At 59.0% G+C, this 23,285-nt stretch carries 14 protein-coding genes and 2 pseudogenes; 11 read left to right on the top strand and 5 right to left on the bottom strand.

What is annotated here, in order from left to right; translation table 11 throughout:
* Positions 1 to 36: 36 nt before the first annotated feature.
* From I2H81_RS07515 to I2H81_RS07505, 3 genes are all read right to left on the bottom strand, one after another.
* The gene (locus tag I2H81_RS07515; protein WP_195645112.1) at positions 37 to 1,200 is read right to left on the bottom strand and encodes a phosphoglycerate dehydrogenase; all 1,164 of its coding nucleotides are present in this window, start codon (positions 1,198 to 1,200) and stop codon (positions 37 to 39) included.
* A 72-nt stretch (positions 1,201 to 1,272) separates the two neighbouring features.
* The gene (serC, locus tag I2H81_RS07510) at positions 1,273 to 2,397 is read right to left on the bottom strand and encodes a 3-phosphoserine/phosphohydroxythreonine transaminase (protein WP_055252042.1); all 1,125 of its coding nucleotides are present in this window, start codon (positions 2,395 to 2,397) and stop codon (positions 1,273 to 1,275) included.
* A gap of 131 nt (positions 2,398 to 2,528) precedes the next feature.
* Positions 2,529 to 2,702, bottom strand: a complete 174-nt coding sequence (locus I2H81_RS07505) for a hypothetical protein (protein WP_158554612.1) — start codon at positions 2,700 to 2,702, stop codon at positions 2,529 to 2,531.
* Between the two features lie 340 nt (positions 2,703 to 3,042).
* Here I2H81_RS07505 and I2H81_RS07500 point away from each other — a divergent pair, with 340 nt between their 5' ends.
* The 10 genes and pseudogenes from I2H81_RS07500 (at position 3,043) to I2H81_RS07450 (ending at position 19,320) form a co-directional block, all read left to right on the top strand.
* Positions 3,043 to 3,693 (top strand): DUF1819 family protein, encoded by a 651-nt coding sequence (locus I2H81_RS07500; protein WP_195645111.1) that lies wholly within the window; start codon positions 3,043 to 3,045, stop codon positions 3,691 to 3,693.
* 1 nt (position 3,694) lies between these two features.
* Positions 3,695 to 4,387, top strand: a complete 693-nt coding sequence (locus I2H81_RS07495; protein WP_195645110.1) for a DUF1788 domain-containing protein — start codon at positions 3,695 to 3,697, stop codon at positions 4,385 to 4,387.
* Positions 4,388 to 4,465: 78 nt separating this feature from the next.
* Positions 4,466 to 8,128 (top strand): annotated as a pseudogene (gene brxC / locus I2H81_RS10410) (BREX system P-loop protein BrxC).
* Between the two features lie 66 nt (positions 8,129 to 8,194).
* Positions 8,195 to 10,705: a BREX-1 system adenine-specific DNA-methyltransferase PglX gene (gene pglX / locus I2H81_RS07480; protein ID WP_195645107.1), complete on the top strand. Its 2,511-nt coding sequence runs from the start codon at positions 8,195 to 8,197 to the stop codon at positions 10,703 to 10,705.
* A 9-nt stretch (positions 10,706 to 10,714) separates the two neighbouring features.
* The gene (locus tag I2H81_RS07475; RefSeq protein ID WP_195645106.1) at positions 10,715 to 11,314 is read left to right on the top strand and encodes a hypothetical protein; all 600 of its coding nucleotides are present in this window, start codon (positions 10,715 to 10,717) and stop codon (positions 11,312 to 11,314) included.
* Positions 11,315 to 11,575: 261 nt separating this feature from the next.
* A complete protein-coding gene (locus I2H81_RS07470; RefSeq protein ID WP_195645105.1) occupies positions 11,576 to 12,544 on the top strand; it encodes a BREX-1 system adenine-specific DNA-methyltransferase PglX in 969 nt (322 codons plus the stop codon).
* 23 nt (positions 12,545 to 12,567) lie between these two features.
* On the top strand, positions 12,568 to 15,276 hold the full coding sequence (gene pglZ / locus I2H81_RS07465) for a BREX-1 system phosphatase PglZ type A (RefSeq protein WP_195645104.1): 2,709 nt from the start codon (positions 12,568 to 12,570) through the stop codon (positions 15,274 to 15,276).
* Positions 15,277 to 15,287: 11 nt separating this feature from the next.
* Positions 15,288 to 17,651: pseudogene (gene brxL, locus I2H81_RS07460) on the top strand (protease Lon-related BREX system protein BrxL).
* A gap of 76 nt (positions 17,652 to 17,727) precedes the next feature.
* The gene (locus I2H81_RS07455) at positions 17,728 to 19,080 is read left to right on the top strand and encodes a hypothetical protein (RefSeq protein ID WP_195645103.1); all 1,353 of its coding nucleotides are present in this window, start codon (positions 17,728 to 17,730) and stop codon (positions 19,078 to 19,080) included.
* A gap of 27 nt (positions 19,081 to 19,107) precedes the next feature.
* Positions 19,108 to 19,320 carry a hypothetical protein gene (locus tag I2H81_RS07450; protein WP_195645102.1) on the top strand — a complete coding sequence of 71 codons (213 nt, stop codon included), beginning with the start codon at positions 19,108 to 19,110 and terminating at the stop codon, positions 19,318 to 19,320.
* Between the two features lie 7 nt (positions 19,321 to 19,327).
* On the opposite strand, the gene I2H81_RS07445 is transcribed toward I2H81_RS07450, so the two are convergent.
* Positions 19,328 to 20,005 carry a DUF3800 domain-containing protein gene (locus I2H81_RS07445; protein WP_117746702.1) on the bottom strand — a complete coding sequence of 226 codons (678 nt, stop codon included), beginning with the start codon at positions 20,003 to 20,005 and terminating at the stop codon, positions 19,328 to 19,330.
* 416 nt (positions 20,006 to 20,421) lie between these two features.
* Positions 20,422 to 22,023 carry a potassium/proton antiporter gene (locus tag I2H81_RS07440; protein WP_195645101.1) on the bottom strand — a complete coding sequence of 534 codons (1,602 nt, stop codon included), beginning with the start codon at positions 22,021 to 22,023 and terminating at the stop codon, positions 20,422 to 20,424.
* Positions 22,024 to 22,276: 253 nt separating this feature from the next.
* On the opposite strand from I2H81_RS07440, the gene I2H81_RS07435 reads away from it, so the two are divergent.
* Entirely contained in the window at positions 22,277 to 23,116 is an 840-nt protein-coding gene (locus I2H81_RS07435; protein ID WP_195645100.1) for a metallophosphoesterase family protein, read from the top strand.
* Positions 23,117 to 23,285 lie beyond the last annotated feature (169 nt).

Genomic DNA, 23,285 nt, shown 5'->3' with positions numbered 1-23,285 from the left:
GGCTTCATGGCCTGTCTGGCAGGCTTGGCACCGGCGCTATTTAATCACGCGCACGCGATACATCGACGGAATCTGCTTGAGCGCCTCGATCGTGCTGCCGTCCAGGTGCTCATCGGTGTCGAACATGGTGTAGGCGTTCTCGCCAGCGGACTCGTTGGTCATACGCTGCACGTTGGCGTTGTCCTTGGCGAGGATGGCCGTGATCTGGCCGATCATGTTGGGCACGTTGGCGTGCAGACAGGCGATGCGGCTCGCGGCGCGCGCCTTGCCCATGCTGCAGGCGGGGTAGTTGACGCTGTGCGCGATGTTGCCGTTTTCCAGGTAATCCTTGAGCTCGCTGATGGCCATGTCGGCGCAGTTGGCCTCGGCCTCGCCGGTGCCGGCGCCCGAGTGCGTGGTGATAAACGTGTTGGGCATCTTGACGGTCTTGGGCGTGGCAAAGTCGCAGCTAAACCAGCTCAGCTTGCCCTTGCGCAGGGCGGCATCGACGGCGTCCTCGTCAATGATGGTTTCGCGCGCGTAGTTGATGAGTACGGCGTCTGGTGCCAACAGGTTAATCTGCTCGGTGCTGATCATGCCGATGGTGTCGGCCTTGCTGGGCACGTGCACGGTGAGGTAGTCGCAGCCGCGGCACAGATCCTCGAGCGTGCCCACGCGCTGCACCTCGCGGCTCAGCACCCACGCGTGCTCGACGGAAATGAACGGATCGTAGCCGTAAACGTCCATGCCCAGGTCGACACAGGCGTTGGCGACCTTGGAGCCTACGTTGCCCAGGCCGATGACGCCGATGCGCTTGCCCTTGAGCTCGCGGCCCACAAAGGCCTTCTTGGCTTTTTCGGCATCGACCTGGATCTCGGGGTCGTCGGCGTTGTCGCGCACCCAGTTCATCGACTGCACTACTCCGCGGCTCGAGAGCACCAGCATGCCCAGGACGAGCTCCTTGACGGCGTTGCTGTTGGCACCGGGGGAGTTAAAGACGACGACGCCCTTCTTGGCGTACTCCTCGACGGGGATGTTGTTGACGCCGGCGCCGCAGCGGGCGATGGCGCGGATGCCCTCGGGCAGCTCGTAGCCGTGCAGGTCGGTGGAGCGCATCAGGATGGCGTCGGCCTCCTCGGCGGTGCCCACAAACTCGTAGCCCTCGCCAAACTCGACTTTGCCGTCTTTGGTGATGTCGTCGATGGTCTTAATCTTACGCATGGAAAAACTCCTTAGCAGGTTTTGATCTAAACAGGGTGGTCTGAGGTGGCTGGTCAGCCCGCGCGTTGCGGGCTAGTTAGATCGCGGACTCAAACTATGCTGCGCTTCGAAGTCCTTCATGTACGAGGCCAGTGCCTGCGCGTCTTCCATGGTTACGGCGTTGTAGACGCTGGCGCGCATGCCACCCACCAGGCGATGGCCCTTGACGTTTTGAATCTGGTGCTCGGCCGCGCCTGCGACAAAGGCGGCGTCGAGGTCGGCATCGCCGGTACGGAACGTGACGTTGGCGATGGAGCGGCTGTCGGCCTGTGTGGTGCCATGGAACAGCACGCTGTGCTCGAGCAGGTTATAGAGCAGGTTGGCCTTGGCCCAGTTGCGCTCGGCCATGGCGGCAAGTCCGCCGGTCTGCTCAACCCAGCGGAATACCTTGCCGCACACGTAGATACCAAAGGTGTTGGGCGTGTTGAGCATGGAGCCCTTGGCGGCCTGGGTCTTAAGGTCCAGGTACTGCGGCGTCTGCGCAAAAGCGGGGCCATCTGCGATGAGGTCGTCGCGCACGATGACCACGGTCACGCCCGCGGCGCCGGCGTTTTTCTGCGCACCGGCGTAGATGAGCCCGTAGCGCTCAACGTCGAGCGGCTGCGACAGAAAGCAGCTCGAGACATCGGCGACCAGCGGCACGTCGTCGCAAGCGGGCAGCTCGTGGTACATGGTGCCAAAGATGGTGTTGTTCTGGCAGATGTAGACGTAGTCGAGCCCGCCGCCCGCGGCCTCGGCGGCAATGCGCGCGTTGATGTCGACTATGGTGGGTATGCGGTCGAAATTGGTGTCCTCGGAGCTCGCGAGCAGCACGGCCTCGCCGTACTTGGCGGCCTCCTTGTACGCCTTGTTGGCAAAGTTGCCGGTCACGACGTAGCCGGCGCGGCCGCGGCGCATGAGGTTCATGGGGATGCCCGCAAACTGCAGCGTGGCGCCGCCCTGCAAAAACAGGACACGGTAGTTGTCCGGGATGCTCAGCAGGCGACGCAGGGTTGCCTCGGCGTCGTCGATGATCTGCTGGTACATGCTAGATCGATGGCTCATCTCGAGCACGGACATGCCGCAACCGCGGTAGTCCATCATCTCGTCGGCGATCTCGGCGAGCACGCTTGTGGGCAGCGCGGCCGGGCCAGCTGAGAAGTTGTGCACACGTGCCATCTTCTAGTCCCCCTCGTAGTCGTTTGAACGTTCGGGATACTTTAGCACAGTGGAGCGCCGGGCGCGACCGCATCACGGTAAAACTCGAGTGCGCCGCTATGATTTACAGGATGGTTACATGGGGGGAGGGCTTATCTCGAGGCTCGCATCCGATCCGCCTCGGCCTTCGCTTGTTTCCAGGGGCGCACACGACCGTTGGTGAGGTCGTCATAACCATGAGCGATGGTACGTTGAATGTGATCTTCGCGTTCCTGAATGGTAGTTAGCGCGCGCGTCTGATCAGAAATAGGCTTTACGACAGGCATATGAAACTCCTTACATAGAATCATATGTAGAACTCTATGTTGAGTGTAGCGGAGGGTGGCGTTGGGCGTGTGCGTGCCTGCATTCGTAAGCGCGGTTGTCTGGCAAGTGTGATTTGGGGCGACCTCGTTAAAGTTTCTAAGCTGCGAAAATGACCGTTAACCGGATTAAATTTTGTTGCTCAACATTTGACGCGCTGGGCGTGGTAACTTTTTTACCAACAGGTATGATTATTGTCATGTGCGCCGCGCCTGCCTGCCGGGTTGCGGCGTACTTGTGACAGCCTTTGACACCCTTGGAGCGTGTACTGTGGATGTAACCACAAAAAGCGTTCGGGGGGGGGTGCTCACCCGCGAGCAATTCCTCCCGCATGAGATGCGCATCGTCGCTGCCCTTCGTATGCAGGGCGCAAGCGACGAGCAGGTCATTGTACGCGTAAAGAGCGAGAACCTCTTTCAATATCCCACGGAGCGCATGGTCGCCAACCGCGCAACCGTGTGCCTTCGCCGCCTTGACGCCATGGTGCCCACGGACGCCGTATGCGCCGCGCGCGGCATCGACCCCAAAACCGCCGTCGAGGCTGCGTCATCCCTAACCAGGCTCATGGCATCCGGCACTCCCACGCAGACGGACCAGGCCATCTTCTACAGCATGATCTGCCGCTACGATATCGTGCGCGAGCTCGTGCTCGTCGAGGTAGGGGAGCGCCTACAAAACTTCGATTATGCCTTTACGGCGGTTGACCTCAACGCCTTTATGACACGCTTTACCACGGAGTATCCGGACGCGGCCCGCTGGACTGAGGCCACGGTCAAGCGCCTTAAGGGCTCGCTCCGCCAGACGCTCCGCCATGCCGGCCTTATCGGCGAGGGCCAGGGCCCGGAGTCCGAGCGCCTGTCACCACTCTTCCTCGATTCCGATGTCGAGCGAGCCTTGGTTCAGCTGGGCGAGCAGTCGCTTATCGCGGCCCTTACCGGCAGGGCGGTGATGTAGCGTGGCTCCCGTCAAAAGCGCCGTCGACCCTGTTATCACCCCGGCGACCGATCTCACCACCAATATCGGCATCCATTCCCGCAAGAGCGTCGTGGCGGCGCATGCTCGCTCCGAGCGCGCCTGTCAGGAATTTGAGCGCCGTGCGCAGCTTCTGCGCGAGTGCCTGTGCAGCGAGGACTTTTTGGCCAACAAGGGCATAGGCAATGAGATCGGTTTCCACACTTTTTGCTATGACCCCGCGCTGGAGTTTGAGGCGCGTGCATTATTTGACACCCTTGCGCGCGATGCCGAGGCCGGCAAGCTTCGGTGCACGCTCAAGGTCGTGAACCTCTACGACGCCGTGCTGGCAATTCTCGAAAAGCGCCGTGTCCTCAAGGCTATCCCGCACCAAGAGGAGCGCCGCGGTACCCAACGCGTGCTCGAGGACGTGGCCAAGTTCGCCTCGCCCGAGAAGATCGCAGCGTACATCCTCGAGCAAACCGAGCCTCATGCACCTGGCGACGTCATTCTTCTGACCGGTGCCGGCGAGGTCTATCCCTTCTTTCGCATGCACACGCTTCTCCACTGCATGCTCGCGGATTTTGATGATGTGCCGGTGGTCGCCGCCTATCCGGGCAGCTTCAACGGCTCTTCTTTCCAGCTCTTTAACCGCCTGCCGGCCGATAACTACTACCGCGCCATCGATATCTCGTAAACACGGTTTCCCGCATACAAGGCCCTGCCGCCGGTAACAGCCCTTTGCCATAACGTTCCCAAACCCAAAGGAGCACCCATGGACAACACGATCATTCGCGACCTCTTTGCAAAAGACATCAACCGCTCCATCAACGGCGTGGTCAAGGTCCAGGATTCAAAAGACGAGTCCATCCGTCAGGAGCTTGACGAGTACGTGGTGACGCGCGAGTTGCAGGGGCACTTTGCCACGTTCTTCAAGGCCTACGGCGATGCCATCGATGTGCGCACCGACAAGATCGGCGTATGGATCAGCGGCTTCTTCGGTTCCGGTAAATCGCACTTTCTCAAGATGCTGAGCTACCTGCTCGAGAATCGCCAGATTGGCGGTAAGAGCGCCATCCGCTACTTTGATGGCAAGATCGTCGACCCCATGGTCGCGGCTGCCATGGAGCGCGCCTGCTCGGTGCCCACGCAAGCCATCCTCTTTAACATCGATAGCAAGGCGGGCCAGTGGAAGCAGGGCGATACGGCTCCCACGGCGCTGCTTCGCGGCTTTGAGCGCATGTTATACGAGGCACGCGGCTTCTACGGCGAGGACCTCAAGCTTGCAAAGCTCGAGGATCACATCGATTCCCTGGGCAAGACCCAGGAGTTCCGCGAGGCCTTTGAGCGCGTCAACGGCGAGTCCTGGCTCCAGACCCGCGACACCTACAGCTACTTTGAGGATGACGTCGTCGAGGTGCTGCAGAGCGTGCTCGGCATGAGCGAAAAGGCCGCATGGAACTGGCTCGAGGGTTCTGAGGACGAGGTTTTGGCCCCCGATGTCTTTGCCAAAAAGGTCAAGGACTACGTGGACGCTCAGGCGGCGGCCCGCGGCGGCAACTTCCGCCTGCTCTTTATGGTCGACGAGGTGGGTCAGTTTATTACAAACGACCAGGACCCAAGCCTTATGCTGAGCCTTCAGACCATTGTCGAGGAGCTGGGGGCCGCCTGCGGTGGCCGCGTGTGGGTGATGGTCACGAGCCAGGAGGCCATCGACAACCTGAGCCTGCCCGTGGGCAACGACTTTTCAAAGATCCAAGGCCGCTTCAATACCCGCCTTTCGCTCTCCAGCTCCAGCGTGGACGAGGTCATCCAGCGCCGTGTGCTCGAGAAGACCGCGTCGGCGGCCGATATGCTTGCACAGGTCTACGAGCAAGACGCCGCCGTGCTCAAAAACAACTTTACCTTTGAGGGTGGCTCGCGCTCCGACCTCGCCGGCTACGCCAACTCCAAGGATTTTGTGGCCAGCTACCCGTTTGTGGGCTACCAGTTTAAGCTCCTGCCCGACGTGATGACCGAGGTGCGCAAGCACGGTGTCAAGGCCAAGCACATGTCAACGGGCGAGCGCTCCATGCTGAGCGCGTTCCAGGAGAGCGCTCAGGCCATCCAGTATGACTAGACCGGTGCACTCGTGCCGTTCTGGTGCTTCTTCGACACTATCTCCAAAGACCTTGAGCACGGCATCAACCAGGTGGTCGACCGCGCGGTCCGTGCGGCCGAGGACGCAAAGGGCCTTGAACCCTACGACGTTCAGGTGCTCAAGCTCCTGTACCTGATTCGTTACATCGGCTACGTTAAGGCCACGGTCGAGAACATCTCCATCTTCATGATCGACGGCCTCGACGTGGACATGCGCGCCCTCAAGGACCGCGTCAAGGAGTCCCTTGCCCGCCTGGAGCGCGAGAACTACGTGGCACGCCAGGGTGATGCCTATAGCTTCCTCACCGACGAGGAGCAGGAGATAGCGCAGGGGATCGCACGCACTCCGGTCGATAACGCGCAGGTGATCGAGTCTATCAAAAAGCGCCTGTTCGACAGCATCTACACCGCGCGTAAACTCAACCGCGGGGCCAACGACTTTCCGTTTGACCGCTATGTGGACGGCTCAATCCACGGTGCCAGCATGGGCGGCATGGAGCTTTGCGTGGCGACTATGGCGAGCGATCTGGGCCGTGCGGACGATACCGAGCTGGCCTTGGCTTCTTCGGGCAAAGCCATCGTGGCTTTGAGCGACGAGGCGGATTATTGGGAGACGCTCGTCAACGCCGCCAAGATCCGCAAGTACGCCAAGACGCGAAATCTCCAGGAGCTTCAGCCGAGTACGCGCCAGATCGTCGAGTCCAAGATGCGCGAGGCAGCCTATAACGAGAAAGAGGCCGATGTCCTTTTGAGCGAGGCCGTACTCCATGCACGTTGCGCGGTCAACAGCCGCATAATTGAGGTCCGCGCGGCCAAACCCGCTCAGGTCTTTGAGCAAGTGCTGGCGCAGCTGTGCGATGTGGTCTTTGAAAAGGCCGACTATATCGGCGCGCCGGTCACGAGCGATTCCGATATCCGCTCCACTCTGGCGGGCAACGTTCAAGCGGGGCTCGCTGGCATGGACGCGGGCAACACGCGTGCGCTCAAGGAGGTCGAGGACTACCTCAAAGTTCAGCACCAGCGCCACCTGGATACCGCTATGGGCGATATCCAGCGCAGGTACCAGCAAAAGCCCTATGGCTGGCGCGAGGTTGACATCGCAAATGTGGTGGCGCAGCTTGTAGTGGAGCAGCGCGCGCAGGTGCTGTTTGGCGGTCAGACGGTTCAAGCTAACGACAGCCGCATGGTGTCGCTCCTGCGTAAGGATGCCGATAAGGCCCAGGTGCGTTTGCGCGTGCGCATGAGCGACCGGTTGCTGCGCGCCACGGGCGAGCTTATGCGTGACCTGTTTGATCTCAAGACCGTGCCCTCCAACGAGGATAAGCTCGTGGCCGAGCTCAAGGAGCGCCTTGAGGGCTTGCGTGAGGTGTGCGTCGCCATGGCACGCGACTACTACACGGGTATCAAGCCGGCCTACCCGTATCCCGGTGAGGACGAGTGCGAGAAGATGCGCTCGGAGGTGGTCGACGTTCTTAAGGACCAGAGCGATTCCGAGGCGTTCTTGACCACGTTCACCAAGCACGAGGACCGCCTGCTCGATGCCAAGGAAGACTTTGACAAGGTGGTTGAGTTCTTCGAGTCCAACCAACGAACAGCGTTTGACCACGCCAAGGATTTCTTGAGCCGCACCGAGGGCATCGAGTATGCCTCCGATGACATTCCCAACGCGGTGGAGAACGTGGCAAAGGTACGCGAGATCCTCAAAGACCCAAAGCCCTACGGCCGCATTAAAGACCTTCAGCCGTTGATGGCACCCGTCAAGGAAGACATCAAAAAGCACCTGGGCATTCGCCGCAACGAGTTCTTGTGTCGTATCGAAAACGACCTGCAGGATTTGCGGAAGCAGGCCGAGAGCCAAGAAGGTTTTGTCAAGCAGGCCAAGGATGCCATCGCGGACGCCAACACCAGGTATGAGTCGTTCAAGAACCGCGCCCATGGCGTCCAGAGCCTCAACGAGCTTAACGCCCTCGCGGCAAACTGGGAAAACTGGATCGTTGCTGCAACCAACAAGATATACGACGCCGTGGATGAGGCCCACATGCGAATGGACAACGAGCGCCGCACCACCGAGGTCACGAGTACGGGTGAGGTGGTCAAGAAGATCTCCAACAAGGGCGCCGCATCGTCTGCGCCCGTGCCCGCGTCTAAGCCCCAGCGCAAGATCAAGACCGTGCGCCGCGCCGATTTGGCCAAGCCGAGTCGCCTCTTGTCCGCAGAGGACGTGGAGCGCTACGTGGACGACCTGCGCTCCCGCCTTATGCAGGCGCTCGCTGCAAACGACGAGATTCGTATCAACTAACCCGCGGAGCCACCGGTGCCAAAGCGCGCACCGGTGGCTTATGGCGTTTAGAAAGGCTCATCAACCATGAACGATTCTGCTCTTAAGAGCTTCTGCACCTGGGCCCGTACGGAGCTCATCAAAGGCGTGGAGGCGCAGATGGTGCGCTACGGCATCACCGAACCTGCACCCGCGCCCGTTGGGTCCGAGACCGTCAACGGCCTGCCCCTAAGTCCGGCTGAGATTGAGCAACGCGACGAACTGCTGCGCATGCAGGCAGAGGTGGGTCACGAGGCGCTGCTCGACCGTGCGGCCTACACCTGGTTCAACCGCATCGTGGCCATTCGCTTTATGGATGCACGCGGATGGCTCCCCAGCCGTATGCGCATGCTAAGTCGTGCGGACGGCAGCCATGGCAGCGAGGCCGTGGAGAACGCACTGGACGTGGAAATAACGACGGCCGATACCGATCGCATAGCCGAGCTCAAGATGGCGGGCTTGGATGAACCGTTGTGGCGCTACCTGTTTGTTGCTCAGTGCGAGGAGCTTGCCGATTGCCTGCCGGGCGTCTTTGAACGCGTGGGCGGAGCCATGGAGCTGCTGTTGCCCCAGGGCCTCATGATGGCTGACAGTGTGGTGGGCAAACTCAATGCCGTCCTCACTGACGAGGACTGGCGCGAGGGCGTGACCGTTCTGGGCTGGATGTATCAGTACTACAATGCTGACGTTAAAGACGAGTTCTTCAAGTCCAAGCGCAAGGCAGCGGCGGCGGACATCGCGCCCGCCACGCAGCTCTTCACCCCCGAGTGGATCGTGCGCTATATGGTCGAGAACTTGCTCGGCCGTCTGTGGATGCTCAACAATCCGGGGAGTTCGCTACGCGAGCGCATGGAGTATTACATCGAGCCCGATGCTGAGCACGAGGACTTCATCCGCATTTCGAGTCCCGAGGAGATAACCCTCTGCGACCCCGCATGCGGCTCGGGCCATATCTTGGTCTATGCGTTTGAGCTGCTCTTCCATATGTACGAGGAGCGCGGCTATCGTGAGCGCGAGATTCCCGAGCTCATTCTTACTAAAAACCTTGCAGGTATGGAAATCGATTCCCGCGCGGCACAGATCGCGGAGCTGGCGCTTGCCATGTGCGCCCGCGAGCACGATCGTCGCTTCTTTAGGCGTGGCGTTCGCGCCGACGTTACCGTGCTCTCGAGCATCCCGCTAGGGGAGGACGAGCTGCCGGGTAACAAGAAGCTCGCCGAGGAATTGAGCCATTTGGGCGAGATCGGTTCGCTGCTCAATCCCTCAGAGGACGAGATCGACGAGCTCAAGGCTGCCGCTGCGAGTTGTTCCGAGGACCTTTTTGCTTCTGCGACCAAAACTAAGCTCGAAAGCGCTGTCGCCATTTGCGAGAAACTGTCCCGTCGTTTTATCTGCGTCGTGGCGAATCCTCCGTATATGGGCAGCAGCAGCTTTAACCCCTTCATGAGCAAGTGGGTCAAGAAGAACTACCCCGACGTGAAGAGCGACCTCTGCACGTGCTTTATCGAGCGCGGTTTTAACCTTGTCGAAGATAAGGGCTATGCCGCAATGGTTACCATGCAGAGCTGGATGTTCCTGGGCAGCTTTGAGAAGATGCGCTCTTCGATCATCGAGGGCAAAACGATTGTCTCGATGGCTCATCTCGGCCCCCGCGCATTTGACGCCATCGGCGGCGAGGTCGTCAACGTAACCGCCGATGTCATCTACAACGGCCGCGCGGCATACGAGGGCGCTTACGTGCGCCTCGTCGACATCAACGGCAGCGAGGCGAAGCGCCTTAAGCTGCTTGCGGCGATCCAGAACCCCGACTGCGGCTGGTTCTACCGTCGCGGCGCCGACACCTTTAAACAGATCCCAGGCATCCCCATAGCCTACTGGGCCAGTGACGCTCTTCTGGATGCGTTTGGAAACGCAAAACAGCTCAGTGAGTATGGCAAGCCGCGCCAAGGGCTTGCTACTGGCGAGAACGCTCGTTTCGTTCGCGAGTGGTGGGAAGTCGATGATTGCAAGAGCGTCTATTCCTGTGGATCTATTCAAGAGTCGATTGAAAGCGCTTGCAAGTGGTTCCCCTACAACAAGGGCGGCGATTTCCGCAAATGGTACGGAAATAATAGCTCAGTTGTTAACTGGGAGAATGACGGACAGGAGATCCGTAATTTCAAAGACCAGAATGGTAGATTGCTTTCCAGGCCACAGAATACAAACTGCTTCTTTAGCCCATCGATTACCTGGTCGAAGATTTCAAGCGGGTCCATTGCGTTTCGTTTTAAGCCTGCTGGGCATATCTTTGATGTGGCGGGCACGAGCGTTTTTAGCGACGAGGAGTCACTCAAGTATCTCCAGGGAGCTTGTAACAGCTCTGTGATCATGCGTGTCGCAAGCATGCTCTCGCCGACGCTTAATTTCGAGGTAGGCCAAATCGCAACCTACCCGATCATTCAGAACGAGGAACAGGAGCCGTTGGTCAACGACATGGTCGACTCGTGCCGCGAACTATCAAAAACCGATTGGGATTCGTTTGAAACCTCCTGGGATTTCAAACGCAACCCCTTGGTTTAGGTGAGATTCATGTTTGAAACAGTATCAGCAAATAAGGTTGTGTTTGTTGAATCTAATCCTGCATGGGTTAAATGTGGTCTATCTCAAAAGTCACTGGGCCCTGTGCTTTCCCCGCTTCTTAGGTTCTTTGTTGTCGAAACTCCAGCTCCGGGGCTGTCTAGCAGAAGCATTCCGGTATCTGAATACGGGTGGGATACTCCCTGGAGAAAACCCCAATATTTGAATAAAAAACTTAAGGCAGCAAGCTCAAATAAGTCTTTATATTGGGCTGCCGCGGCTGTTGGTGATATGGAACAGGCTTTGCGTAATGCTGATTTGTTTGATTGCGCTGGCATCGAGTCAAAGCCCTTCGAGTCTGCTGTCTTTTATGATGCCAAAAGTAATCAAACACTCAGTTTGTTTTATCACCTACGAAATGGATTTGCTCACGGCAGATTCTGTGCATTTAAGTCAAAGGGCGATGTATGGTTCGCTATCGAGGATGTTGCGGGAAAACGAAAGAATGACCCGGCAGGTGACATCAAAAGACTCACTGCAAGAATTTTAATCAAGAATTCGACTCTATGTAAATGGATGAAGCTGATAAAGGATGGGCCTGGTATTCGTTAATGGGTTTCACCTCGTGTCCGGGTGTTTAGCTGGCTTTAACTAGTGAGCTGAGAAATGATATCAGGTTGTCTTTCCTTTACGCTTGATGCAGTTTGCAGGGTTTGACTTGCGATGTCGTGAGTCACTAGTGCGTTTCTGCAAATGTCCGATGCGGTGAATAGCTTTTCCAGAAGTCGATCGGTAAGGTCGAGGCATTCTTGGAGATTCCGGTCCCTTAGTTTAAGCCTCTTGACAACTTATCAACAATGAAAGGACGGCCTTATGGCCACGCTACTCAAAGATAAATACAAGGTTCGCAAGGCCGAGGTCAATGCTCGCTTCGAGCAGCTTCGCACTAACGAGGAGGAGCTCAACCGAATCTTTGCCAAGATCTACAACATGGAGGGCGAAGTGCCCATCGAGGTCGAGGACAAGTACGTATCGGTGGCACGCATCTTTGATACCGCCGACGAGATCCCCGAGAGCTATAAGGGCAACAAATACGTGCGCACCAAGCGAGACGAGATCACCTCGCTCATAAGCTATGCCGTGGGTTGCGTGTTTGGCCGCTATTCGCTGGATGTGGACGGGCTGGTCCTGGCCGATCAGGGCGCCACAGTCGATGACTATCTGGCCAAGATGCCCAACTCTGATCATGTGACCTTTATGCCCGATAGCGATAACGTGCTGCCCATTACCGATGACGAGTACTTTGACGACGACATCGTGCGCTACTTTATCGACTTTGTGCGCACCGTGTATGGCGAGGAGACGCTTGAGCAGAACCTGGCCTTTATTGCCGAGGCACTCGGCGGCAAGGGTACCTCGCGCGAGGTCATCCGCACCTACTTTTTGAAGGACTTCTTTAAGGACCACTGCCAGACCTATAAGAAGCGCCCCATCTACTGGCTGTTCGACAGCGGCAAAAAGAACGGCTTCAAGTGCCTTGTTTACATGCATCGCTATCAGCCCGACCTGTTGGCTCGCATCCGCACCGACTATGTGCATGAGCAGCAGGAGCGCTATCGCTCGCAGATCGGCTATGCCAACGATGCCCTTGCCAGTGCTGAGCGTGGTGAGCGCGTGCGCTTGGATAAGCGTGTCAAAAAGCTCAATGACCAGCTTAAAGAGACCATCGGCTACGAGGAGAAGTTGCACCACTTGGCAGACCAGATGATTAAGATCGACCTGGATGACGGCGTCAAGGTCAACTACGCCAAGTTTCAGGATGTACTGGCAAAGATCAAGTAACTGCAGATACGGTAAGGATATTCATGCCCAAGATCGATGTAGAAGAACAGCTTAAGCTGCGGTTTTTGCAGCCGTTGTCCGCATGCATGCCCCGTCGTGTGGTGGTTTGGCACGATGCGGACGGCGAGTTTGCCCCTGAGTTTGAGCGATTGGCCGCCGAGGGTTTCGACGGCGCGGGGGCCGATGACAGCGTCATGCCCGCTCACGGGGACTTTGAGCGCCCGGTGCGGTTTGTTGAGGCTTGCGAGGGCCGCATGTTTGCGGTCAAGAAGCTCATCAACCGCGATGACCTTGCGAGCGATATCTTGTTGTATCGTCGTTGCCCGCGCGGCAGGCTTGAGGGCGATTGGCTTGCCGATGTCGAGCTGTATGCTGACCGGTTTCAAGCTGATTATCTTTCGCTTTTGGCCGATCAAATGGGTATCGAGAATATCGATGCCGTGCGCGAGAGCTTGCGAGCGCACAAGGCGTTCTTTGTCGCCAAGTCCCGCTGCGCTAAGTTTGTCGCATGCGTTCCGCATGCCGCGAGTGCATCCGATATCGAGCTCGGAATCCTTACGGTGATCTTTGGCGGCAAGGAGCCGGACGACGCGCGGCCCGCGTTTGTATTGCGCGGCTGCATGGCCACGCTGCTGCACGAGGGTCCCGAGGCGCTGGCCGCGCTGGTGGATAAGTACTGTGTGCGCGATGTTCTCGCTGCCTTTATGCTGCGCTGTTATGGGTTTGATGGACCGCTGCGCGAGCGTGATTCACTGCTTATGCTTGCATCCCATGTGCTTCTTACGGCGGCATCCACCGCACTTCCCGAGGGAGCGCTCAAGGGGCTCGAAAACTATATGGCTCCCGCCTACGGCCCCTATTGCCTTGAGGCGGTGCGTACGTGGGACCAGGCCGCCGATGCCCGGGCATCGAGCGAGGACCTATTTGAGATTTGTCGTTTAGTTGAGGATGCCCGCGGGCTCTTTGCGCGGTTCGAGACTCTGCCGATCGATGCGCTGGCTTCGCTTGATGTGTTCCCGTGCGTCAACGAGGTTGTGCTCTCGCAGCTGTTCTGCTCGTTTGCGCAAGGTGCAGACCGTGTTGAGGATGCGCGTGCCTTTGCTGCGCGCCGTTGCGACCTAAGCTGGTACCGTCGTGTCGAGAGCTACTTTGACCTGCTTGTCGCTGTGGCCGATATGTGCGCGTTTAGGCAGACGCATGCGGGTGGGTTCCATCTGGCGCAGTCCCAGCAGGTGTGGGATGCCTATACGTCCGAATGGTATGCCATGGACGCTGCCTATCGCCATATGTGCACCGCGTATCTGCGGGCACGCTCCGTCGAGTGCGATGCGCTCGAGGAACCTGCCCGCGCCGTGGCGGACTGGGCGGAGAATCTCTACAGCAACTGGTTCTTGGCGGATGCCAATGCCTGCTGGGCGGCTGCTGCGCAAGGGGAGTGGGCCGATTGCGGCTACATCGATGGTCCCGCACGGCAGGATGAGTTTTACTGGCATGTGCTACCCGCCTTTGTGGGTTCTGCCAAAACAACGGTCGTTATCGTGAGCGATGCGCTGCGCTATGAGGTTGCCCGCGACGTTGCGGCGCTGCTCGAGTGCGAACGCGGCGGCAACGTCAAGGTCTCTAGCATGCAGGCGGTCTTTCCCTCCATTACCGAGGTGGGCATGCCTGCGCTGCTGCCGCACCAGGTGCTTGAGCTTGCAGAGGATGGCGCGTTTGTGTTGGCTGACGACATGCCCACTGCGACGACTCCGCAGCGCGAGGCCGTGCTTGCCCACGTTGAGCCTACAGCCCGCGCTTTGCGCTCGAGCGCATACCTCAACATGGCGGGAACCGAGCGCAAGGCGATGCTCAAAGACTCCAGGCTCGTTTATCTCTACCACAACAAGATCGATGCCACGGGCGAGAAGGCAGCTACGCAGGATGACGTTTTCGATGCCTGCGCGGACACCGTGGAGGAACTTGCCGCGTTGGCGCGCCGCGTGTGCACCGACGCCCCGGCCGCGCGTGTTGTTATGACGGCGGATCACGGCTTCATCTACACGCGTCGTGAGCTCAACGAGTGCCAGATGCTCGGCAAGCCAGACCTTCCCTTCCTTGACGCTCCTGTCATGCACGGCAAGCGTCATCTGGTGGTGCCCAACGAGGCCGTGGCCAAGCTTTCGGAAGAGGCATGCGAGATGTTTGTTAATGTTGGCATGGGACGTTTAGGTGCCGGTTTTGAGGGATTTGCCCCGCGCGAGAACGTGCACTTCAAGCGTCCCGGCGGCACTAACAACTACGTCCACGGCGGCATGAGCCTGCAGGAGCTCTGCGTGCCCGTTATCGGATTTTGGCGTGCGCGCTCGGGTTCCAAGGACTTTGTCGATACGCGCGTGGCGACGCTGCGCGTGCTAAGCGAGGGACGCCGAGTGACCAACTCGCTCTTCTCGGTCAACTTGATCCAGGAAGAACCCGCCCAAGGCAAGGTCTTGCCGTGCGAGTATGAGCTGGTGTTTACCGACGCAAGCGGCAACGAGGTGAGCGATACAGTCAAGGCGCATGCCAACAAGACTTCTGCTAACTCGCAGGAGCGCGTCGTGCATGCCAAGTTTGCGCTGCGTGCAGCGGATGGATTCTCGGCCAAGGGTCCGTACTATCTGGTCTGCCGCGAGCGCGAAACGGGCAAGATCGTTTGGCGCGAGACGTATACCATCGCTGTTTCGTTTGCCCCTGTTGCTGACTTTGGTTTTTAGGAGTGTGCCCTATGTTTGATAGCCATGACGACGGTCTGTGGGAAGTCCCCTTGATTGATGAGGATGTGCCTGCGGAGGCTGCGGTGCCTGAGGCCGCGCCCGTGAAGGCCCCGGAGGTTGAGACCGCTGCGCCTGCCCCGGAGACGGCGACTGCTGCCGCGCCCGCTGAGGCTGCGGTGGCCGCCGAGGACGAGTCCTCGACCGATGGCTATGACCAGGCTGCGGCCGAGGCTCCCGAGGATGAGGGCTACGACATGGACGGGCTGGACGGTAAGCTGCTCGAGCACTTTGGCGGCAAGATCGTGCGCAAGGACCTGACGGCCTTTATGAAGCGCGGCGCCAACGTGCCCACCTTTGTGTTGGAGTATCTGCTGGGCATGTACTGCTCAACCGATGACGAGGAAGCCGTGGCAGAGGGCCTGGATCGCATCCGCAGGATCCTCACCGATAACTACGTGCGTCCCGACGAGTCCGAGCGCATTAAGTCCAAGATCCGTGAGCTGGGCCGTTTTACCATCATCGACAAGGTTACGGCCAAGCTCGACGAGTACAAAGACATCTACGTGGCATCGTTTGCCAATTTGACCATCGAGCCTTTTGTGATGCCGGCCGAGTACGTGCGCGACTATTCCAAGATTCTGCAGGGTGGCATTTGGTGCATTATGAGCATCGAGTATCGCCATCCCGTGGATGAGGAAGACGAGTTTGGCATGGAGGTCTTTGGTGACGATGCGCCGCGCCGCTCCAAGGCCAAGCGCAAAAAGCGCGGACCCGAGGACTCTCCGTTTAGTGTGGCGTCGCTCACTCCCATCCAGATGCCCAACCTGGACCTGGATGCCATGGTCGAAGAGCGCCAGTATTTCTCGCGCGACGAGTGGCTCAACATGCTGCTGCGCTCCGCTGGCTATGAGCCCAGCGAGCTTTCCGAGAAAGAGCGCCTGCACTTTATCGAGCGTATGGTGCCGCTCATCGAGCGCAACTACAACCTGTGCGAGCTGGGTCCCCGCGGTACTGGTAAGAGCCACATCTACAAAGAGGTCTCGCCCTACGCCATTTTGCTTTCGGGCGGTCAAACCACCACGGCCAACCTGTTCGGCCGTATGAACTCCATGCGCGCCGATCGCGTGGGCCTGGTGGGCCACTGGGATTGCGTGACTTTCGACGAGGTCGCCGGCATGCGGTTTAAGGACACCAACGCCGTGCAGATCATGAAGGACTACATGGCGAGTGGCAGTTACGCACGCGGCCGCGATTAGATTAACGCCGACGCCTCCATGGTCTTTGAGGACAACATCAACGACACCGTGCAAAATGTCCTTAAGACCACGCACCTGTTTGATCCGTTCCCGCCGGAGTTTAACAACGATTCGGCCTTCTTCGACCGTATCCATTACTACCTGCCGGGCTGGGAGATTCCCAAGATGCGCTCGAGCCTGCTGACCGGGCATTATGGCCTGATCACCGACTGTTTGTCGGAGTTTTGCAAGGAGATGCGCCGCAAAGACTTTACGCACCATATCGACCGGTATTTCCGCTTTAACAGCGACTTTAACAAGCGTGACGAGATTGCCGTGCGCAAGACCTTTAGCGGCCTTGCCAAGCTGCTGTTCCCCGACGAGGCCATGGACAAGGACGATGTGCGCTGGCTGCTGGACTACGCCATCGAGGGCCGTCGCCGCGTCAAGGAGCAGCTCAAGATTATGGCGGGCGTCGAGTTTATCGACGTCAACCTGGGCTATATGGATGCCGACAACCCGCAGGACGTGCACGTGGTGCGCGTGCCCGAACAGACCGAGGACACGCTGATTCCCGACGGGCCGCTGCTGTCCGGCCACGTATTTGGCGTGGGCAGGTCGCAGGGCGGCGAGGTTGCCGTATACAAGCTGGAGAACAAGGCCGTTGCCGGCGAGTGCAAGTTTAAGTACGAGGGCGTGGCCTTTAACAAGCCAGTGCGCGATACGCTGGAAGCCGCGTTCGACAACTTTGTGAACCTGGCGAACCGCGTGGCGCCGGGCATGCACATTGGCTCCAAGGATTACCTGCTGTTCTACAACGACCTGCAGAGCAAGGGCCTGTCCGAGGAAGTTTCGCTCGCCGAGTTTGTGGGACTTTGCTCTGCGGCATGCAACCGCCCGGTGATGCCTGCACTGGCGATTCCGGGAATCTTGCGCATGTCAGGCTCTATGGACGAGATCCGCGGGCTCGAGGACATTATGCGCGTGGCCAAAAACGCCGGCGCCAAGCGCGTGATTTTGCCGCTGAGTGCCATCGCGGGCCTGCAGAGCGTTTCGTCCGAGATTATCTCGGGCCTGAGCCCGGTGTTCTACATGGATGGCGATCCCGTCGACGCCGCGAAAAAGGCTCTGGATCTGTAGGAGTGCGGCGAGCGGGGCGTCCGGTGTTCGGGCGCCCCGCGAGCATGTTGGTGCGTAGTGCGTGAGGGGGCCTGCTATGGCGGGCGAGCGTTCTGTTGGCGAGTTGCTCGACGAGCTGTTTGGCTTTGAATCGGTAGCCAAGCGCCAGGCGGCGCTTGAGCAGTACGATCGCGGGGAGTTGGTGCGCAAGGCGCGCTCCCGCGAGCTGCTGGGCGTGCTTAGGGACGTCGAGACTGCCGAGCGCGCTGCGCGCGAGTCTGCCGTACGGGCTGTTGACGGGTATGTCCGTCGTGTTGAGGGCGCTGCGCTTGCACGCGCTCGCAAGCAGGCGGGCATTGTTGGTCCGCTGCAGATGGAGCGGCGCTATGCTGCCTTTTTGCGTATGGAGGACAAGGCCGAGCTGCTGGCCCGTTTGGAGCAGACGCTTGCGTTTATCGAGGTAAAGCTGCGCGCCAATACGGCGGACAGGGTTCGCGCGGCGTACAATGCTGCGGGGGCTATGGTGCTGCAGGGCGTGGCGCGTCTGAGTGACGTGCGCATTGTGGATGCCGTGCCCCTAGATGCCGATCTGCTGTGCACGCAGCTGGAGCAGTTGCGTTGTGCCGCCGACGCAACGGACCTTGCGGGTATGATCACAGCGACGTTTGAGTCTGAGCTGAGCGCGACCGGGCCGCAGGGCACTGACGGGTTTGCGGGCGATGTTGCTGGCGACGTGGCGTTGGAGCGTGAACTTACCAACGTGCGCGGTGCTGCGCAGCGGGCACGCTTGGCGGCGCAGGCGTATCGGGCCGAGCGTGCCGCCCGTATTGCGGGGAGCATGGTGGAGCCGGTATCGTTGCCCGAGCCTGCGCGCGTTGCGATCGAGACGGCGTGCGATGCCGGGGAGCTTTCCGAGTTGCTCGCTCAGGTTAAGAAGTCGTTTGAGACCTACCGTCGTGTTGTTGCCGACGGCGGGTTATTCTGCGCGTTTGGCACGGGCTCGCCGCACGGCATTTGTTGCGGCACGAGCTATTTGGACTACGATTCTCGGCTTGATGAGGACGTGCTGGTGGGCGAGTACGATGGTGCAACCAGGCATACTGTTCGGCGTGAGGTTACGATTCCCGAGCTGGTGGATGAGGCTTCTGCCGAGGGCGGCGATTCGCTCAAGGTTGCCGTGGCGCGCATGCGCGAGTTTAACGGGCGTCGCTACGATGGTGTGCTGGATGAGGATCCTGCGCGCCATGTGAATGCGTTTTGGTATGGACTCAAAAAGCTCAGCCAGTATTGCGAGGCCGCCGTGCGTGTGGATGAGCGTGCTTGGGATTGCTTTATCGATAAGGTGCAGTTCGCCTACGATGAGCCCGTGGGGCGCTTGGCCATGCAGATGGACAACAAGCAGGTGGCGGCTTTTGTTGCTGCCGTGAATGAGCTTGGCACTGACGAGTAAGGGCCTGGTTTGGCGGGAGGTATCACCATGAAAATCGACATTGATGTAGATCAGCTGCGCGAGAGCCTGCTCGACCGTGCGGGGAGTGCGGCTGGCGTAGGCTTTCCGGCCGCCATGCTCGACGTAGTAGATATCGAGGCCGAGTCGCCCCAAGAGCTCCTAGCCCGAGCCGAACGCGAAGGCCTCGACCTCCGCGACTTTGCCGTCGATGACGACTGCGGAGCGTCTGACGACTGGTGACCCCGGGTCAGTTCATCCTTTTCTTCCTGAGATATAAGAGAAATCCCTTTTTGAACGTCCTTCGGGTTCCAAAAAATAGCCGATCAGTCTTTGTATCTTCCTTGCTGTCAAACTTGATAGCCGTTAGCTCGATCGTACAGATGTAGTCAGCAACTTGGAATAGCCGGTAGGCTCGTGGTGTGGCTTCTCGGTATACGATGACATCCCTTGCTAGAACGTACTCAAGCGCAGAATGAATGACCTCCGTTACAATCGGTTGGCCGTTGTCGTAGTAAATCTTAACGGTGTCGTATCGCTGGAAGAATTCCAGATGGTCGAAAAGTTCAACTGTGAGGTCTCGCCTCATTCTCTCCGCGAGACCGTTTTGGTTGCCGGCGAATTCGCTCATTCGGTATTGCAGACAGAGATAGCGTATGGGGAGATGCTGAATGAACGCGCGAAATGCGCTCAACATGTGCCTTCGCTGCTCCTTGGGAAGATCTTTGTAGTCGCCGTTTCCATTCAGTAGGGGTCCTGCATGAAAAGGCGTATTGGGAAGCGAGGACTGCGACAGGGCGCGCTCGTAGCGGTCAATGCGTTCAACGATTGCATCGTTTTGATCGTGAAAAACGAGGGTGACGAGGTAGTAGTTGGAGACGCCTCCGAGGTCGCCAGATTCGTCAACAAAGACGGAGAGTTCGCTCATGATGGGCCTCCATTTTTGCAAAAAAAATGCCGGGGGTAAGACCCCGGCTCTTGGAGGCCCCTCTTTTAGAGGGAACCATATTCTTTATACCATGAGATAGGGGTGCTTTCAAGTATAATTATAATAAGCAAACATATGTTCGTCAAACTACCTGCGAAAAGTCCTTAGCCGCCGAGATGTGGGGTAGAGCGGCTCGCAAATTGCTGACGCAATGGCGCCGGCGGTTTCCAGAGAACTGTTTAGTCTTGGCTCACATAAAAAATGCCGAGGGACATCCCCCGGCTTTTTTCATTTCGGTGTCAATTCAAATGTTTTTCAATCCATCCCCTCAATAAGTTGCGGTGAAATAGGGACTGAAATGGCTGTTCAGAGGCCTATTCAATCCCTATTTCACCGCAACTTATGGGTGGGGATGGCTACGATGCCAGCGTGGCAATGACGGCTTCGTCGCCGGCGTATATTAGGGTGTTGCCATCGGGGATGATCGTTTGGCCGTCGCGCTTGAGCATCACCACGATAAAGGGGTGCTTGCCCTGCGGCACATCGCGAAGACGCTGGCCGGCCAGGCGACCGTGGGGGGTCACGGTGACCTCGCGCAGCGTAACTTCGGCACGCTCTTCAAACGTTGGCGCGGCCATCACCAGCAGGTCACCTTTCTCGATGACGGTATCGCCGTTGGGCAGCACCGGGTGCGCACCGTCGCGCAGCACCAAGACCACCAGCATGTCCGTCGCGCTGCCAATATCGGCGAGCGAGCGTCCGTCAAACGGATGTCCAGCGCCCACCTTGAGCTTTACAAACGACATGCCGTCCTCGTCGCGGTAGTCGTTAAAGGTGCGGCGCACGTCGCCGGTCGCATCGATCATATCGAGCTTCTTCGCCACCGCCGGCAGCAGCGAGCCCTGCACCACAATGCTCGACACGGCAATCACAAACACCAGGTCAAATAGGTCGTGTCCGCCGGGAACGCCGGCCACCACGGCAAAGAGACTAAAGACGACCGAAGCTGCTCCGCGCAGACCCGCCCAGCTTACGAGCGCAACCTGGCGAGGGTTCGTCCTAAACGGCGCCAGCAGCATGCCTACGGCGATGGGGCGGCTCGCAAAGAGCATAAACGCCATGAGTGCCAGGCCCGGTAGCAGCATTTGCGGCAGGCGTGCGGGTGTAACGAGCAGGCCCAGCAAAAAGAAGATGGTCATCTCTGCCATCTCGGTGAGGGTGTCAAAGAAGTGCGCCATCTCGACTTTGCCGGTGATGTCGCTGGCACCCAGCACAATGCCGGCCAGGTATACAGCCAAAAAGCCGTTGCCGCCCAGGTAGCTCGGCAGCGCGTAGGCGACGATGGCCACGGCGAACAAAAAGATGGTCTGCGCGCCCTCGGCCGTTGCGTGCGCGCGTTCAATCAGGCGGCCCGCCGCCCAGCCGATGGCAAGGCCCAGGCCCACGCCCAGGATAATCTGCTTGGCCAGCAGTGCGGGAATGTTGATGTCGCCGCCGGCCGCGAGTGTAGCGAGCACAGCGGTGAGCATGTAGGCGACGGGGTCGTTGGAGCCCGATTCGACCTCGAGCAGCGAATCGGTGCCGCTCCTCAGCGAAAGGCTGTGCTCGCGCAGAACGCTAAAGACGCTCGCCGCATCGGTAGACGCCACGACCGATCCCAGCAGCAGGCCGCCGATCCAGTCGAAGCCCAGCACAAAGTGGGCGAATACGCCGGTGATGCCGGCAGTGATGACGACGCCGAGCGTGCTCAGCAGCACCGCCGGCGCGGCGACGGGCTTGGCGCGGTCGATGTTGGTGTTAAAGCCACCGTAGAACATGATGAACAGCAGCGCCGTGCTGCAGGCGGTTTCGGTGAGTGCGTAGTCGCTAAAGTCGATGTGCGCCGGGCCGTTGACGCCCAACAGCATTCCGAGCGCGATGAAGATAAGCAGGGTGGGGAAGGGGAGTTTTTTGCCGACGGGTTTGATGGTCAGGCACAAAATGATGACGAGGCCGATAAAAAGAAGGATCTGGTTCATGGATGGTGTCCGCTCCTGGGTGGTTGGCGTGGCACGGTCAGTTGTCTGCGCTTATTTGTACCCAAAGATGGTGGGTTTATGGGGTTGGATTGCGGGCGTGCGCGATATCGTCATAGACGGCTGCCGTCTTTGCCTCTGCTCGGAAACCCTTTCCAGCTTTATTGCAACGGAGTACAATGGGTAACGTTTAAGTTCAACTTGAAGTTTTAGTTGCGGCGCCGGGCTTCGGCCGCAATGCAAGGAGAGGCGTACCATGGCGATCTATGTGACATCTGATGCTCACGGGCACGTGCGTGCGCTTGACGAGGCCCTGTCTAAGATCTCGTTGACGTCCGACGACACGCTGTACGTGTTGGGCGACATGATCGATCGCGGGCCCGATTCGGTCGGCGTTATTAAGCTCGTGCGCTCGCTGCCCAACGCCCGCGTGCTCAAGGGCAATCACGAGCAGATCATGCTCGATGCCATCATTGGCCAGGATCCGCTCGATGCCGAGACCTGGGATATCAACGGTGGCTGGACGACGCGTGGGCAGCTCAACGACATGGAATTTGAGGCATACGAGGAGCTCGTGCGATGGGTGGCCGCGCTGCCGCTCTACGCGGTGGTCGAGACCGAGGAGCGCCCGTATCTGCTGGTACATGCCGGTATTGAGATGAAGGCGGCGCGTGCGTTTTTGCTTGAGCATGGCGTCGATTGTGCCGATGGCGTTGGAGCGGTGGGTGCCGATCGCGAGCTGCTGCAGCAGATGCTCGCGGTGCAGTCGTCCGATGACCTGCTGTGGATTCGTCATGGCTATTGGGATGCGTCGACCGGGCTGCTTTCTGCCGAGGGCAAGGGCCCGGTCGTGGTGAGCGGTCACACGCCAACGGTGTCGCTCGGGCGTTATTGCGAGGTCGGTGGTCTTGCGGGGCTCGATGAGGAATCGGGACGCGGGAAGATCGTGCGCCTGGGCGGCGAGGACACTGCTGGCGTGCCCGATCGCATCGACATCGACTGCGCTGCCGCCACCGGCTCCGAGTTCGGCCGCGTGGGCATCCTGCGCCTGGACGACGGGGCGGAGTTCTACGCGAACATCAACCCGGGCGAATAATCGGTGCAAGGGGTAGCTAATTTGGGAAGGGTTTTTTGACTACTTTTGCCCTTCTGCCCGCTAATTGATTTCTCTGGGACGGGATTAAATAAGGCTCTGTTAGACCAGGATTGACATACATGTGTCCCCACGGTGCCATATCGTTGACCCCATAGACCGCGATGATGGG

Origin of the sequence: Collinsella aerofaciens (assembly GCF_015561195.1) — a bacterium.
In the GTDB taxonomy this organism is placed as follows: domain Bacteria; phylum Actinomycetota; class Coriobacteriia; order Coriobacteriales; family Coriobacteriaceae; genus Collinsella; species Collinsella aerofaciens_AC.
The sequence above is the reverse complement of the archived record's forward strand: the minus strand, read 5'-3'. Positions and strand labels throughout refer to the sequence as shown.

Coding starts and splice junctions, on each gene's coding strand:
- I2H81_RS07515 (WP_195645112.1), bottom strand. CDS start 1,200: ATGCGTAAGATTAAGACCATCGACGACATCACCAAAGACGGCAAAGTC.
- serC (WP_055252042.1), bottom strand. CDS start 2,397: ATGGCACGTGTGCACAACTTCTCAGCTGGCCCGGCCGCGCTGCCCACA.
- I2H81_RS07505 (WP_158554612.1), bottom strand. CDS start 2,702: ATGCCTGTCGTAAAGCCTATTTCTGATCAGACGCGCGCGCTAACTACC.
- pglX (WP_195645107.1), top strand. CDS start 8,195: ATGAACGATTCTGCTCTTAAGAGCTTCTGCACCTGGGCCCGTACGGAG.
- I2H81_RS07475 (WP_195645106.1), top strand. CDS start 10,715: ATGTTTGAAACAGTATCAGCAAATAAGGTTGTGTTTGTTGAATCTAAT.
- I2H81_RS07470 (WP_195645105.1), top strand. CDS start 11,576: ATGGCCACGCTACTCAAAGATAAATACAAGGTTCGCAAGGCCGAGGTC.
- pglZ (WP_195645104.1), top strand. CDS start 12,568: ATGCCCAAGATCGATGTAGAAGAACAGCTTAAGCTGCGGTTTTTGCAG.
- I2H81_RS07455 (WP_195645103.1), top strand. CDS start 17,728: ATGGCGGGCGAGCGTTCTGTTGGCGAGTTGCTCGACGAGCTGTTTGGC.
- I2H81_RS07450 (WP_195645102.1), top strand. CDS start 19,108: ATGAAAATCGACATTGATGTAGATCAGCTGCGCGAGAGCCTGCTCGAC.
- I2H81_RS07445 (WP_117746702.1), bottom strand. CDS start 20,005: ATGAGCGAACTCTCCGTCTTTGTTGACGAATCTGGCGACCTCGGAGGC.
- I2H81_RS07440 (WP_195645101.1), bottom strand. CDS start 22,023: ATGAACCAGATCCTTCTTTTTATCGGCCTCGTCATCATTTTGTGCCTG.
- I2H81_RS07435 (WP_195645100.1), top strand. CDS start 22,277: ATGGCGATCTATGTGACATCTGATGCTCACGGGCACGTGCGTGCGCTT.